At 40.1% G+C, this 14,772-nt stretch carries 11 protein-coding genes; all 11 read left to right on the top strand.

Translation table 11 applies throughout. The features are described from left to right. Positions 1-26 precede the first annotated feature (26 nt). The 11 genes from CXF80_RS00805 to CXF80_RS00855 all read left to right on the top strand — a co-directional run bounded on the left by CXF80_RS00805 (position 27) and on the right by CXF80_RS00855 (position 14,749). On the top strand, positions 27-2,426 hold the full coding sequence (locus CXF80_RS00805) for a DNA polymerase II (protein ID WP_443018988.1): 2,400 nt from the start codon (positions 27-29) through the stop codon (positions 2,424-2,426). Between the two features lie 562 nt (positions 2,427-2,988). Next, a complete protein-coding gene (locus tag CXF80_RS00810) occupies positions 2,989-5,601 on the top strand; it encodes a TonB-dependent receptor domain-containing protein (RefSeq protein ID WP_101030289.1) in 2,613 nt (870 codons plus the stop codon). Between the two features lie 299 nt (positions 5,602-5,900). Further along, positions 5,901-6,878 carry a class I SAM-dependent methyltransferase gene (locus CXF80_RS00815; RefSeq protein WP_101030290.1) on the top strand — a complete coding sequence of 326 codons (978 nt, stop codon included), beginning with the start codon at positions 5,901-5,903 and terminating at the stop codon, positions 6,876-6,878. A gap of 366 nt (positions 6,879-7,244) precedes the next feature. Next, on the top strand, positions 7,245-8,027 hold the full coding sequence (locus tag CXF80_RS00820) for a DUF3450 domain-containing protein (protein ID WP_101030291.1): 783 nt from the start codon (positions 7,245-7,247) through the stop codon (positions 8,025-8,027). Beyond that, entirely contained in the window at positions 8,027-9,382 is a 1,356-nt protein-coding gene (locus tag CXF80_RS00825) for a MotA/TolQ/ExbB proton channel family protein (RefSeq protein WP_101030292.1), read from the top strand. The genes CXF80_RS00820 and CXF80_RS00825 overlap by 1 nt, the downstream gene beginning before the upstream one ends. Continuing rightward, positions 9,382-9,909 carry a MotA/TolQ/ExbB proton channel family protein gene (locus CXF80_RS00830; protein WP_101030293.1) on the top strand — a complete coding sequence of 176 codons (528 nt, stop codon included), beginning with the start codon at positions 9,382-9,384 and terminating at the stop codon, positions 9,907-9,909. The genes CXF80_RS00825 and CXF80_RS00830 overlap by 1 nt, the downstream gene beginning before the upstream one ends. 13 nt (positions 9,910-9,922) lie before the next feature. Then, positions 9,923-10,327 (top strand): ExbD/TolR family protein, encoded by a 405-nt coding sequence (locus CXF80_RS00835; RefSeq protein WP_101030294.1) that lies wholly within the window; start codon positions 9,923-9,925, stop codon positions 10,325-10,327. A 1-nt stretch (position 10,328) separates the two neighbouring features. After that, entirely contained in the window at positions 10,329-10,946 is a 618-nt protein-coding gene (locus tag CXF80_RS00840) for an energy transducer TonB (RefSeq protein WP_101030295.1), read from the top strand. A gap of 3 nt (positions 10,947-10,949) precedes the next feature. Continuing rightward, positions 10,950-12,197, top strand: a complete 1,248-nt coding sequence (locus CXF80_RS00845; protein WP_101030296.1) for a tetratricopeptide repeat protein — start codon at positions 10,950-10,952, stop codon at positions 12,195-12,197. Positions 12,198-12,547: 350 nt separating this feature from the next. After that, positions 12,548-14,377 (top strand): DUF885 domain-containing protein, encoded by a 1,830-nt coding sequence (locus CXF80_RS00850; RefSeq protein ID WP_101030297.1) that lies wholly within the window; start codon positions 12,548-12,550, stop codon positions 14,375-14,377. Positions 14,378-14,470: 93 nt separating this feature from the next. Beyond that, positions 14,471-14,749 carry a peptidylprolyl isomerase gene (locus tag CXF80_RS00855; RefSeq protein ID WP_101030298.1) on the top strand — a complete coding sequence of 93 codons (279 nt, stop codon included), beginning with the start codon at positions 14,471-14,473 and terminating at the stop codon, positions 14,747-14,749. Positions 14,750-14,772 lie beyond the last annotated feature (23 nt).

Raw genomic sequence — 14,772 nt, forward strand, 5'->3', positions numbered from 1 at the left:
AACTTGTGCAGGAATTCAAACCCGTAGTGAAGCCGACAAATCATCAACCTACTTATACCAATGTGATGGGACAAGTATTAACTCGCCATGCCATTTATCGTCATGGGCAATTAGTCCTCCAGTATTATATCAAAACCGCTCAGGGTCCTGTCTTAGCAGAACTTTATCACAGTGAGGTGATATGTTTTTGCCGTCAACAAGATGTCAATCAATTAATTAACACCGTCGGTTTTGCGCTTAAAGCGCAATCGATATCACTGATGAGCTTTGCCCATGAGCCCATTAGTGCCTTGTATCTTAAGTCAAATACGCAATTAAAATTACTCAGTCGCATTGCTAATGATGTCGGTATTAGTTTATTTGAAGCCGATATAAGGCCTGAGCAACGCTACCTTATTGAGCGTTTTATCGCCTTAGATATTGAATGCATAGGGCATTATCAAGAGGTTAATCCCGCTTCAACCATTCCAGTGTTATCGATTAATCGTGCCAGAAAAATGCCCACAAACCCACTTGCCTCGATACCGTTGAAGATGATTTCGTTGGATTTTGAGTGCAGTTTTGCCGGCGAACTCTATTCGGTTGGTTTGTATGGTGCCGATTATCAATGCGTGTTTATGGTGGGCGAACCACAACCAGAGTGTCATGACTTTATCATTTGGGTTAAGGATGAAGTTGAACTTATCCATCGATTAATTGCGTGGTTTAGCGACTATGATCCCGATATTATTATCGGCTGGGCTGTGGTGACCTTTGATTTAGCCTTGTTGTTCAAACGCTGTGTTTTACATCAAATTCCATTAATCATAGGCCGAGGTAATAGCGAACTGAGTTGGAAAGTGGCCGACAAATATCGACCTGAGACATTATCTCTACCTGGGCGTGTAGTCTTAGATGGTATTGATTGGCTTAAAGCCGCGTTTTATCAATTTGATAGCTTTTCGTTAGAGACGGTTTCGCGGCAATTATTGGCTGAAGGTAAAGCCATTGACCATGTTGAAAATCGTGGTCAACAAATTACTCATTTGTTTGAGCAAGATAAAAATGCACTGGCTTTTTATAACATGACTGATTGTCGCTTAGTGTGGGATATTTTTGAAAAAACCCAGCTATTAGATTTTGCACTTGAACGCGCTAAGTTAACCGGCTTGGAGTTTGGCCGCGTTGGCGCATCGATTGCGGCATTTTATCATTTGTATCTACCACACTTACATCGAAGTGGCTTTGTGGCACCAGCATTCCCCGCAAGTGAAGGGTTAGAAAGCCCTGGCGGCTATGTGATGTCCTCTATCCCGGGTTATTATAAAGATGTCTTAGTATTAGACTTTAAAAGCCTGTATCCGTCGATTATCAGAACATTCCTTATCGATCCTAAAGGCTTAGTCGAAGGGTTACATGCGACAAATTTACATAATGATACCACCGCCGTGGATGGCTATTTAGGCGCTAAATTTAGCCGGGACAAGCCCATTTTACCGGCATTAGTCGCCAGCCTTGCAGAACAAAGAGAGCGGGCTAAACGTGATAAAAATGCCCCTTTATCGCAAGCGATAAAAATTATTATGAATTCATTATATGGCGTGCTTGGCTCTCGAGGCTGCGTATTTCATGATGCAAAATTAGCCAGTTCTATTACCATGCGCGGTCATCAAATAATGAAACTGACCAAACAATGGATAGAAGAATGCGGCTATCAGGTGATTTATGGTGATACTGATTCCACATTTGTGTGGTTAGGGAATAATCATGGCATCAAAGATATTCAAGCCGTCGGTAAACACCTGTCGGTATCAATTACTCAACGTTGGCTTGATTGGTGCGCACAAGAATACCAATTAAGCAGTTATCTAGAACTCGAATTTGAAACACATTTTGAACAGTTTATTATGCCCACGCTTAGGGGCTCAGATGAAGGCAGCAAAAAGCGTTATGTCGGTGCGGTGTTCAATGATGAGCAACAATTGAAGCTGACTTTTAAAGGCATGGAGCAGGTGAGAAGTGATTGGAGCCCGATAGCGCGTAGGATGCAATATCATTTGTATGAACTGTTTTTCAAAGGTGAGGATATCATTGATTACCTGAGCAATGAGATCGCGGCCATTAACAATGGTGCCAGAGACGATGAACTCATTTTTAAAAAGCGCTTAAGACGCAACGTTGAAGATTATACCGCTAAATCATCACCCCATGTAAAAGCGGCTAAACAGCTTGGTGAAATTTTAGGCGACGTCAACGTTACTCGAAAAGGTCAACAAATCCGCTACATCATGACTCTTACTGGTGCCCAAGCCATTGAAGCAAAGACACAAAATATTGATTATGAATATTACATTAGTAAACAAATTAAACCCATCGCAGAGCCTATTTTGCAACTGTGTGGACATAGCTTTGACTCACTGGTAAATAATCAACTCATATTGCTTTAAGTTTACTAACCTAAGCCTCTACTTTATGTCTTTTAGCGCGAGATAAAATGAGCTGTCTTTTTCTTTGTATTAATTAACAATTTATTAAGTACAGGGGGGTTAAGCATCGTTTGATAGCTGAAATCTGACTATCTAAAGTCATGATAGATCCCGCCGGATACAAAATGTTAAACAACTGCTACTTATCCCTATTATGAACAGTTAACATTTTTATGTTCGCCATAATAATAAAAATATCAACTTCGAATAAATCAAAAGCAAAACATGATGTTAGGTTTTTATTTGGATTTGGATATTTATTTTATTTGAACATGATTTATTTCAAGTTGTTGTTTAAATTGATAAAAACTAGCTGTTCATATTTATTAACAGCTTTAGTTGTTACATCTGATTAACTTTTGCGCTTATGGTGTTTCAAATGTTGATTAGTTGTATTAAATGTGATTTTATTGCACCTGCAATTGAGTGTTTGTAGTCAATTCGTTGCAAGCCCTCATTCGATAGACACCTAAAATGGTCGTCAATATTATAAGAAAGACATAAAAGTCCAGGGAGATAGACAATGCATAAGAACGTATTAGCTAAATCAGTGCGCTTAGCACTGATCGGTGGTGTAGCTGCAACTGCAACTGCATTCGCTGCACCAGTAGCTTTTGCTGCTGAAGATGGCGCAAAAGTAGAACGTATCGAGGTAACTGGTTCACGTATTAAGCGTTCTGACCTTGAAGGCGCTTCGCCAGTTACCGTTATTACAACTGAAGATATGAAGATGGAAGGTAACTTTACAGTTGCTGACGCACTTCGTAACAGTAACTTAAACTCTTTCGGTTCATTCTCTGAGCGTTCAGGTAGTTCTGCACAATCGCAAGCAACGATCAACTTACGTGGCGCTGGTTCAAGCCGTACCCTAGTACTTATCGATGGTAAGCGTTTCCCAGGTTCACCAACACTAGGTGGTGCATCTGCTAACTTGAACGCTATCCCAATGGCCGCAGTAGAACGTATTGAAATTTTAACTGACGGTGCATCTTCTACTTATGGTTCTGACGCGATTGCTGGTGTTGTTAACATCATCATGAAAAAGAACTATCAAGGTATTGAATTCAACGTTGGTGGTGGCTCACGTGACCAAGACGGTGGTTTGACAAGTAAAGAATTCTCGGTTGTCGCTGGTTATCAAATGGACAAAGGTAACATTACTTTCTCATTTGACCACCAAGACCGTAAAGGGATCTCTGACGCAGACCGTCCATATACGGCAGCAAGCATGACAGACTTCAATGGTGATGGTGAAATCCAAGCCTATGAAGAAACTGCTGGTTGGAGTATCTATGGCGCAACAGTTGCGGCACCTGATTTCTCTACTACTCAAGCATCACTATTATGTGATGACTTAGAATCAGAATACGGTTCAAATGTATTCCAAACTGTTAAAGCAGACAACGATTGGGGTGGAGCTGGTTCTACTTACTGTATGTATGCGTTTGCTAACGTTTCTTATAACAAAGCCTCTACAGAGCGTAATACAGTCTATGTTGATGCTAACTATGAAATTGCTGAAGACGTAGAATGGTTTGGCCGTGTTATGGTAACTCAAGGTAACTCGTTTGGTCGTTATGCGCCTCCAGCTGCAGCTTGGAATAGCATGGCTGCAGACAACCCGCATAACCCATATGGTGAGGAAACTACTGGTTACTTCCGTTGGGTTGGTATTGGTACTCGTGATGGTAACGTAGACGATTATAACCAAGATTACCTTACCGGTTTACGCGGTACTATCAGTGCACTAAACGATGCTGAGTGGGAAGTTTACTACCATCACAATATCGCCGATAACAAGTCTATCGGTGAGTACTACTTAAGCTATGCCGGTCTTGCTTATAACCAAGCAAATGATATTGATTTAGGTTCTGAAGCTGGCATCAATAATATGAAAGCTACAACCTTAACTCAAGGTCGTGCCACATTTGATCAGTACAGTGCAGGTCTTGGTTTTGATGCGTTTGAATTACCTGCTGGTGCCGTTGCACATTATGTCGGTATGGAATATTTTGACCAACAGTATAGTGAAGTGTATGACGCTCAGTCAGAAGCTGGCTTGATTGGTGGTAGCGCGGGTAACTCTGCAGGCGGCGATCGTCAAGTATGGGCAATGTTCTATGAAGCGGTTCTACCGATAACAGATGACGTTGAATTAAACCTTGCGGCTCGCTACGATGATTACAGTGATTTTGGTAATAACTTTGCGCCTAAGGCCTCTGTTCGCTGGCAAGCACTGGAAAACGTTGTCGTACGTGCGTCGTACTCTGAAGCGTTCCGTGCTCCAGCATTAGATCAGTTATATGCGGCAACCACATTCAGCGCTGAAAGTGGTAAAGATTATCCATTCTGTCAACAATCAGGTACTTCTGATGCCGATTGTAGCGAAAAACAGTACGATACTTACATTCGTGCTAACGATACCCTAGGTCCAGAAACGTCAGAATACATCAACTTTGGTGTAGCATGGGATATCATTGATGACATCGGTATTAAGGTTGATTACTTTAACCTCAATATTGATGATGTAATCAGTCAACGTACTAACACCAACGTAATGCGTGGTATTGCTGCGGGTACGCTTGAAGAAAATGAAACTTTCTATGTTAACCGTGCTCCAACTACGGATGGTTCATTAGGTCGTGCTTTAGAAATTGGTACTGGTTACGGTAACACTGACAAGTTAGAGATTACTGGTATAGATGTCGCGTTAAACGCGAAGTTTGAAACAGCAATTGGTGATATTGGCTTTAACTGGAACAACAGCTTCGTGCTAGAATACATCGAAGAAGTTGAAGCTGGCGGTGAAGCGATTGATACGGCTGGTTGGAATGGTTCACCAGACTATAAGTCTAACTTTACCACTAACTACAGCATGGGTGACCATCGTGTATCTTGGAACATGAGCTACACAGCTTCTACTTATGAAGATGATGACACAGGTAACTTAGATTCTTGGTTAATCCACAATCTAAGTTATGTGTATGATGCGGGTAACTATGGTTCACTACTGTTAGGCATCAATAACCTAACAGATGAAGATCCAGTGTTGAGCTCTTTTGGTACATACGATAACGCTGATCTGTATAACAACTACGGTCGTGAATATCGTGCAAGTTATACTCTTAAGTTCTAAATTCTAATAGCTCATTAATTAGATACAAGAAAGGCTCCTTCGGGAGCCTTTTTATTTAGTCTATTATGAACCCTCAGCTAGGATAATAAACGATGTTTAAACCGCTCTTTGTCCTGCGGTCTGCGTTGCTTTGACTTGTCATCGACACGCGATTAACACATAAATGTGGCTTATTAGCAAAACTAATGGCAAGTTTGATATTGTGGACTTGAAATAAACCCGTTGTTATCGATTTACCTCATCTCCCATCTCGAGTTGAGGTTATTTAGCAATATGTTGTGATTAATTGAGGAGATCAAATGAATAATCACTGGAGTGAATATTGGCAACAAGGACACACAACTTCATTCGGTGAGGCAATATCAGGTAATTATGAAGGGATATTGAAAAGTGTTTGGCAACCGATATTTAATGGTCTAAATGAAGATTTTTTGGTAGTCGATGTTGGCACGGGTAATGGCTCTTTACCTCTTTTATTGCGTGACGGATTATTAACCAGTGAGTTAACCGGTAAAGTGATTGGTGTAGATTTAGCTGAAGTCAGTTTAGTTAACTCGGAAAATCAAAACGGCCATAAAATCGACATAGCCTTAATGTCTAATACTCGCTGTGAACAACTCCCTCTTGAATCAAATTCTGTTGACCTTTATATATCTCAATTTGGTTTTGAGTATTCAAACGTTGAAAAGTCACTTGAAGAAGCGACTAGAGTGTTAAAAGATGGCGGTCAGTTTGGCATTGTTTTTCATCATAGCCGTTCAATGATCCTTAACCGAAATAGAAAGATTTTAACCTTAATAGAAAAAGAAGAAGTTAATTTACTGATTAATTGTTTAACTAAAATGGCCAATGCCATGGGCAATATCACTAGTCAAAAAGATGTTGAGCGAATTAAGAAAGACCCTAAATGTGAAGATATTAGAGCAGAAATTAATCATTTGATTAAATTGTTAGTCGTTTTCGATGAAGCCGCTGCCCAGGATTCTGATTTAATGCGTTTTGTGGCTGAATTTTTTAAGGCCGGCTTATTTTGGCCTGTTACAAAAAAATTGCAATTTATTGAATTTATTACAATACAAATGGAAACGTTAAGACTACGATTAACTGAATTGATCAATGCTTCTTTTGATGAATCTAAATTGGCAATCTTTGTCGATAAACTCTACCAAAACAATATGATGTTAAATGAACTTAAAGTACTTAAAAGTGAACAAAATGAAGTTTTAAGTTGGTATTTACATGCTACAAAATTTATTTATCAATTAGAAAATAGATAAATAGAAGGTAAAGTTGTGTTGCCGTATTTTTGTAACTAACTGAATGAAAACAAATAATATTTTTATATTAGCATTAAATTATCACGCATTTATGTTAAAGACGTTTGATTATTAACCCTTCGTCAACATTGACCGCTTTAACTGTTCTTTCCAGTAGTTTTTAAACTTTGTAAATGTTGACATAGGTCGACATTTTGTGAAATGATGCCAGCGGGTCTACACTTTAACCGGTGTAGAAAAGGGAAGAAAAACTAACAATCACAAGAAAAAGACGTACTTAGTTGAAGTAACATTGATTAACAATTTTAGATCAAGGTTATTTTGCAGAGTTGAACTTTTTAATTCACTTCAAATTGGTTGGGAACTATGTCCAAGGTAAGCAATAGAACAAAAATCGCTACTGCACTTGTTGGCGCTCTGGCTTTAGCTGGTAGCAACTTCGTTGTTGCAGGCCCTCTCGCTGAGGTTCAAAAAGCCGATAGCAGTCTTAATGCTGCATCAGCTGCGTCACAAAAGAAAGTCGACAAATATTTCGACCAAGCACAAGACATGCTTTTTGAGTATAGCAACGTTGCTGATGAGCGTGAATCACTGACATCATACAATGATTACGTTGCGGGCTTAGTAGCTGATCAACAAAATTCACTTGATTTAATCCAGACTGATATCAACGGCGTAGATAAACTTCGCCAGGGTGTTGTGCCATTAATGTTTAAAATGGTCGATGCTTTAGAGCAGTTTGTTAATTTAGATTTACCTTTTAATTCGGAAGTTCGTCATAACCGAGTTGAAAATCTAAAAGATATTCTTAATACCGCAGAAGTTACATTGGCAGAGAAATATCGTCTAATACTTGATGCTTATAGCATTGAGCGTGAGTATGGTAATTTTGTTGCAGTTCATACAGGTAAGCTAGACCTAGACGGCAAAGAAGTCTTAGTTGATTTCTTTAATTTAGGCCGTGTTGCTCTCTATGCCCAGAGTTTAGATCAGAAAATAGCATGGATGTATGATGCTGATGCGAAAACCTGGAATAAGTTAGAAGACAGCTATCTACGCGACATCACGAAAGGTATTCGTATTGCTCGTAAGCAAGGCGCATTAGACCTATTCGCATTACCAATTCCTGCTGCGGAGACTGCACAATAATGAAGAAGTTAATTACATCAGTGCTACTGGCTGCAACTTTCTCTTTAACAGCTGGTATGGTTTATGCTGCAGATGCACCAAAAACTATCGACCAATTGTTACAACAAGTTAAAGCAGACCGAGCTAGCGAAGGTAAGTCAAACGTTAAGCGTGAAAAAGAGTTTCAGGCTGAGCGTGGTGATAAAGCCGCATTGCTTAAACGTGAAAAAGATGCTTTATCTGCTGAAAAGCAACGCGGTAAAGATTTAAACCAAGCCTTCTTAGATAACGAGCGTAAAATTGCTCAGTTAGAAGAAGACTTAAAAACTGCTCAAGGTGACTTGGGTGAGATGTTTGGTGTTGTTAAAGGCGAAGCCGGTGATTTTTCTGGTAAGCTAGCCGCGTCTAACATCAGTGCTCAGTACCCTGGTCGCGATACTTTTATTGCTGAACTAGGTGCACGTAAATCACTGCCTAAAATTGAAGAGTTAGAGCAATTTTGGGAAGCACAATTATTTGAAATGGTTGAGTCAGGTAAAGTTGTTAAATTCGATGGTGATGTTACGGCCATTGACGGTAGCGTAGTGAATACTGCTATTCACCGCGTCGGTCCTTTTAACTTAACGGCCGAAGGTAAATATGTTGTTTACAAACCTGATCTTGGTTTAATTCAGCAATTATCACAGCAGCCTGAAGGCTACCAAGTGAGCGCTGTTGATTCGTGGGAGAACACCACTTCAGGTGTCGCTCCTTTTTATATCGATCCGGCCCGCGGCGTGTTATTAAACATCTTTACTAATAAAGCTAGTATAGAAGATCGTTTAGAAGCCGGTGGTACTATTGGTTATATCATTCTTACCTTGTTAGCAATCGGTGCGTTAATTGCTGTTGAGCGTTTAGTGACTCTGACTCTTGTTGGCGGTAAAGTTAATCGTCAGCGTAAGAGCATCGAAAACCCTGGCAACAATCCTCTAGGCCGTATCTTAAAAGTATATCAATCGAATAAAGACGTTGATGTTGAAACGCTTGAACTCAAACTTGATGAAGCTATCTTAAAAGAAACACCCGCTTTAGAAGCGCGTATTTCAATTATCAAAGTGATTGCGGCTATTGCTCCTATGATGGGTCTATTGGGTACGGTTACCGGTATGATCGCAACCTTCCAATCTATTCAATTATTCGGTACTGGTGACCCTAAATTGATGGCTGGTGGTATTTCTATGGCGCTTATTACTACTGTTCAAGGTCTTATTGCTGCATTGCCTCTAATGCTGTTACACGCAATCGTAGTTGCTCGTAGTAAGTCTATCGTTCAAATTCTTGAAGAGCAAAGTGCTGGTATTATTGCAGAACATGCTGAGAAGAGGGCTGACTAATGATGCTAATCCTGATGGACGTATGGGATTCCGTCAGGGGCTTCATGGCCTCGGGAGGCGATGTCCTCTGGTTGGTTGCAGCAGTGCTATTCCTGATGTGGGTGTTAATGCTTGAGCGTTATTGGTATCTAAATTGGATATCACCAAAACAACATCAAGCCGTTATAGCCTCTTGGGAAGCAAGAGAAGAGACAACTTCTTGGCATGCTCACCGTATCCGTGAAGCTTGGATATCCCAAGCGAGACAAGATTTGAATGCACGTATGCTGTTAATCAAAACCTTAGTAGCCATTTGTCCAATGATTGGTTTATTAGGTACTGTAACCGGTATGATTTCAGTATTCGATGTGATGGCAATTCAGGGGACGAGTAATGCTCGTTTAATGGCTGCTGGTATCTCTATGGCTACAATGCCGACAATGGCAGGAATGGTTGCGGCGCTATCGGGTGTGTTCTTTAGCACGCGTTTAGACTCAAAAATGAGAATCAGTTTAGAAAAGCTAAAAGACAGCATGCCTCACCATTAGAGAGAGATTGAACATGGCACGTAAGAAGCATTCCACTATGGAAGAGGAAGCGCAAATTGATATGACTCCGATGCTAGACATCGTGTTTATCATGCTGATTTTCTTCATTGTAACAACATCGTTTGTTAAGCCATCAGGCTTAGACTACAACAAGCCGAAAGCGTCACAGGCTACGTCTAAACCATCGGCAAACATCTTTATTGGCATCAGCAAAAATGGTGTCATTATGATGGAAAACCGTCAGGTTGATATCGAACGTGTAACGGCTAACGTAGAGCGTATGTTAGCTGAAGCACCTGAAGCAGCTGTATTGATTCAAGCAGACAAAGACTCTTTACATGGTTTAGTCGTTAAAGTACTTGATAACGTTAAAGCGGCCGGTATTGACAAAATTTCAGTATCAGCGGGGAATGACTAATATGCTAAGAGCACTCGTATCAATAATCATTGGTGCTGCAGTGACTTTTGGGCTGTTTGCTTTCATGGCTTTTCTGGTCGGTGGTGGTGCACAACGCAACGCTGACTCAGAGGAAACCCCTGTTATTGAAATTACGATGGATAAACAGGATTCGAAGGCACAGAAAAAACCAAGGGTTACACCTAAGCCACCTCCACCACCGGAGCAGCCGCCTAAGCCGGATACTACTCCGCCTGATACATCATCTAATATTGATACCAATATGGCGTTCAATATGGGTGGTATAGAATCTGGTGGGCCCAGTACTGGTTTTAAACTCGGTAACATGATGACCCGCGATGGTGATGCTACCCCTATTGTTCGTATTGAGCCTCAGTATCCGATTGCTGCTGCTCGTGATGGTAAAGAGGGTTGGGTTCAACTTAGCTTTACAATCAACGAACTCGGTGGTGTCGATGATGTTTCTATTATCAAGGCTGAACCTAGACGTTTATTCGATCGTGAAGCAATTCGTGCATTGAAAAAATGGAAATACAAGCCAAAGATTGTTGATGGTAAGCCATTAAAACAAACGGGTATGAAAGTACAGCTTGACTTCACACTAGAGAAAGGGAGGTAGATAATGCGTAAAGTTACTAGTATCGCTACAGTGTTATTACTTTCAGTCTGTGGAAGTGCATTGCTGTCTAACTCTGTAGTTGCTGCTGAAAAGTGTGAAATTGACACCCGTCAATCTCGTGCTGTGGGCGATAGCGCTGCAAAAAAAGTTCAAAAATCTTTTAAAGCGTATACAGAAGGTAATTTAGACGAAGCAATTGCAATTTTGCTTGAAGCTAATGCTAGAAACGATTTCGACAAAGCGTATGTCGATCGTATGTTAGGTAACTTCTATGCTGAAAAAGGTCAGATGAAAACAGCTATCAAGTTTTTAAAGACTGCTGTAGATGCTGACATTCTTGGTGGTACCGATCATGCTGCAACAATGCGTTTGTATGCTGATTTGTTACTACAAGAAAAAAAGTTTAAAGAAGCAATTCCATATTATTATAAGTGGATGGACTTTACCTGTAACTCTGATGCGCAAATGTATCGCAGAATTGGTATTGCCCACACTGAGTTAAAAGAATGGAATAAAGTGCTTCAAGTTGCTGATAAGGGATTATCTTTATCTGAAACACCTGATAAAGGTCTGTATCAGATGAAGTTAACTGCTTACTTTAACCAGAAAAAGTACAATGAAGCCGTAAAAGTATTAGAAACTATGGTGCCGTTGTTCCAAGACGATAAACGTCTCTGGGTTCAGTTGGCTCAATTTTACTTGATGACTGAAAACTATGATAAATCACTCGCAACATACGATTTGGCATACAAGAATGGCTTTTTAGAGACAGACAGTAACATTACTCGTTTGACTCAATTGTTAGCTCAAAAAGGCGCGCCTTATAAAGCTGCTACGATTTTTGAAAAGCACATGAAGTCAGGCCTTATTGCTGAAAACGAGAAGAGTTTTTCAACACTTGCTGGTTTTTATCATAATGCTAAAGAGTTAAAAGAAGCCGCTTACTATTATGGTAAAGCAGCTGCTGTTAACAACGAGGGTGATTTGTTTTTAAAACAAGGTCGCATCCTTTCTTTAGACCAAAAGTATCTAGATGCCATTCCTGTGCTTAAAAAAGCACTTGATGCAGGCATTGATAATCCTGGCGAAGCTCAATTTGAGTTAGCTTTATCATACTTAAGCCTTAAAAAGTACAAGTCTGCTTATCAGCGTGCACTACTTGCCGCAAAAGATGAAAAGACTGAACGTAGTGCTAAGAGCTATATTTCTTACATCAAAGAAAAAGCCCGTATTCACAACGTAACACTTTAATCTAAGCTTGATTTAAAAAGCCCCTTTTAGGGGCTTTTTTATTAGCTAGTAAAAATAATAGAGTCATTTTTTTGGCCCGCTTATTTTATTGTGTGAATAGGTTGAATATTACAGCGTGAAATCTACCGAGCGACGTTAGGGTACTATTAATTGTTAGTTTGTGTGTTTTTTGTTGAAGTTTTGTTTCTTGTAAAGCTAGCCAAAGATACAATGGTTGTAACTTGTCGATTTTAAGACTTTTTCATTTAGATTGAATCGCTGCAATGGGATAAATCAGACCACTAATATTAAGCCTTTGACTCTATTAGGGTAACAAGGCGTGAGTTAATTTGTGTTAAGGAATAATAATAATGAATAAAACATTGTTGGCGTTAACGGTGTCCTTACTATTGGCCACTCAAGGTTGTTCAGAAGGCTCGACGGTTTCTTCTACGTCTGAAAAGACCTCAGAGTCTAGCGCCGCCGTTATGCCTCAATCTGCTTCAGAGCAGTATTTAGCGATGGTTGATGATTTTTTTAATGCTCAGTTAAAGCTTGAACCCATTTATGCCACCTTTGTTGGGGTTAACGATTATAATGACCAATTTGGTGGTGCATTAACTGAAGAGTACTTAGCGGCCCGTCATGACTTGAATAGTCATTACTTTAGCCAAGCTAAAACCATTGATGTTGAGAAGCTTCCTGCTTCACTTAAATTGAGTTACGACATGTTCATTTATGATCGTAACATGGCGCTTATAGGCGAAACCTATCCAGAGTATTTCTTACCTATTAATCAGTTTTCTAGCACAGTATTTACCATGGTGCAGCTGGGAAGCGGTGAGAGTGCTCAACCATTTAAGACTGTTAAAGATTACCAGAATTGGTTATTACGATTACGGGGTTTTATTAACTGGACTAAGCTTGCACAGCAGCGGATGGATGAAGGTATTGCCAGTAAAGTGGTATTACCTCGAGTGCTTGTCGAACGCATTATTCCTCAGTTAGATGCCCAACTTGTTGCAGATGCAGAAAGTAGCTTTTTTTATTCGCCAATAACCTTGCTACCTGACGATTTTACAAACGCACAAAAATCAGCATTAACTATCGAATATACACAACTTATCAATACTGAGTTATTACCTGCATTGACTCAGTTACGTGACTATGTGAAGAATGTCTATTTGCCGAACTCTCGTGCTTCAGATGGTTGGTGGGGATTGCCAAATGGTAAAGACTGGTATCAACATTTAGCCAATAGCCACACCACAACAACCCTATCCGTGGATGAGATCCACCAAATTGGTTTGTCTGAAGTGGCTCGTATTTTAACTGAAATGGACACGGTAAGAGAGCAAGTTGGTTTTAAAGGCGATTTAAGCGCTTTTTTTGCTTCTTTATCGTCAGAACAAAAGTATTTTTTTAGTGACAAACAAGATCTTATTGATGGTTATATGACGATTAAAGATCATATTAATCAGGTTTTACCAGAGTATTTCAATGTGATGCCCAAAGCGGATTATATTGTAAAACCTGTGGAAAGTTTCCGCGAAAAATCTGCCGCTGGTGCATCGTATGAATCACCTGCAGTGGATGGCTCTCGCCCGGGTACTTTTTATATCAATACCTACAACTTAAAAGCACAACCTAAATGGGGTATGACAACCCTTTCTTTGCATGAAGCAGCCCCTGGTCATCATTTTCAGATTTCGATTAAGCAAGAGTTAACCGATGTTCCACAATTTCAACGTTTCCAGGGTTATACCGCATTTGAAGAAGGCTGGGCACTGTATGCAGAATACTTAGGTGTTGAGATGGGCGTATTTAGCGATCCATATCAGTACTTTGGTAAATTATCAGATGAAATGTTACGGGCAATGCGATTAGTGGTTGATACGGGGCTTCATGCAAAAGGTTGGAGTCGTGAGCAAGCAATTCAATATATGAAGGACAATTCGCCTATGGCGGAGTCGGATATCATTGCTGAAGTGGAGCGTTACATGGCTATTCCTGGTCAAGCTTTGTCATATAAAGTGGGCCAACTGACTATTTTAAGATTACGTGCCGATGCAGAAAAAGCCCTTGGTGACAAATTTGATCTTAAAGGTTTTCATGACCAATTGTTAACATCAGGATCATTACCGATGGCCGTGATGGAAAACAAAATTGCCGATTGGATTAAAGCTGAATCAGCAAAATAAATGACGAACAGATGTGGTGACTTAATTATGTCATCACCTTGTCGTTATGTTAGTGTTATTTTTATTTAATATTACATTTTTAGGAGCGATATTATGGTACAAGCAACGGCTAGACACCTACTCGTAAGCACCCAAGATCAATGCGAATCACTCAAGCAACAGATCGAAGCTGGTGCAGACTTTGCCGAGATTGCTAAGGCAAACTCTTCTTGTCCATCTGGGGCGCAAGGTGGTGATTTAGGTTCTTTTGGTCCTGGAATGATGGTTAAAGAATTTGATGAAGTGGTGTTTAGCGCGCCATTAAATACGGTTCAAGGTCCGGTAAAAACTCAATTTGGTTTTCATTTACTTGAAGTCACTAGCCGCAGCTAGCGCGTAGTGATTATGTGATATCG

Origin of the sequence: Shewanella sp. Actino-trap-3, from assembly GCF_002836275.1 — a bacterium.
Taxonomy (GTDB): Bacteria; Pseudomonadota; Gammaproteobacteria; order Enterobacterales; family Shewanellaceae; genus Shewanella; species Shewanella psychromarinicola.

Coding starts and splice junctions, on each gene's coding strand:
- CXF80_RS00830 (WP_101030293.1), top strand. CDS start 9,382: ATGATGCTAATCCTGATGGACGTATGGGATTCCGTCAGGGGCTTCATG.
- CXF80_RS00825 (WP_101030292.1), top strand. CDS start 8,027: ATGAAGAAGTTAATTACATCAGTGCTACTGGCTGCAACTTTCTCTTTA.
- CXF80_RS00810 (WP_101030289.1), top strand. CDS start 2,989: ATGCATAAGAACGTATTAGCTAAATCAGTGCGCTTAGCACTGATCGGT.
- CXF80_RS00850 (WP_101030297.1), top strand. CDS start 12,548: ATGAATAAAACATTGTTGGCGTTAACGGTGTCCTTACTATTGGCCACT.
- CXF80_RS00840 (WP_101030295.1), top strand. CDS start 10,329: ATGCTAAGAGCACTCGTATCAATAATCATTGGTGCTGCAGTGACTTTT.
- CXF80_RS00845 (WP_101030296.1), top strand. CDS start 10,950: ATGCGTAAAGTTACTAGTATCGCTACAGTGTTATTACTTTCAGTCTGT.
- CXF80_RS00815 (WP_101030290.1), top strand. CDS start 5,901: ATGAATAATCACTGGAGTGAATATTGGCAACAAGGACACACAACTTCA.
- CXF80_RS00835 (WP_101030294.1), top strand. CDS start 9,923: ATGGCACGTAAGAAGCATTCCACTATGGAAGAGGAAGCGCAAATTGAT.
- CXF80_RS00855 (WP_101030298.1), top strand. CDS start 14,471: ATGGTACAAGCAACGGCTAGACACCTACTCGTAAGCACCCAAGATCAA.
- CXF80_RS00820 (WP_101030291.1), top strand. CDS start 7,245: ATGTCCAAGGTAAGCAATAGAACAAAAATCGCTACTGCACTTGTTGGC.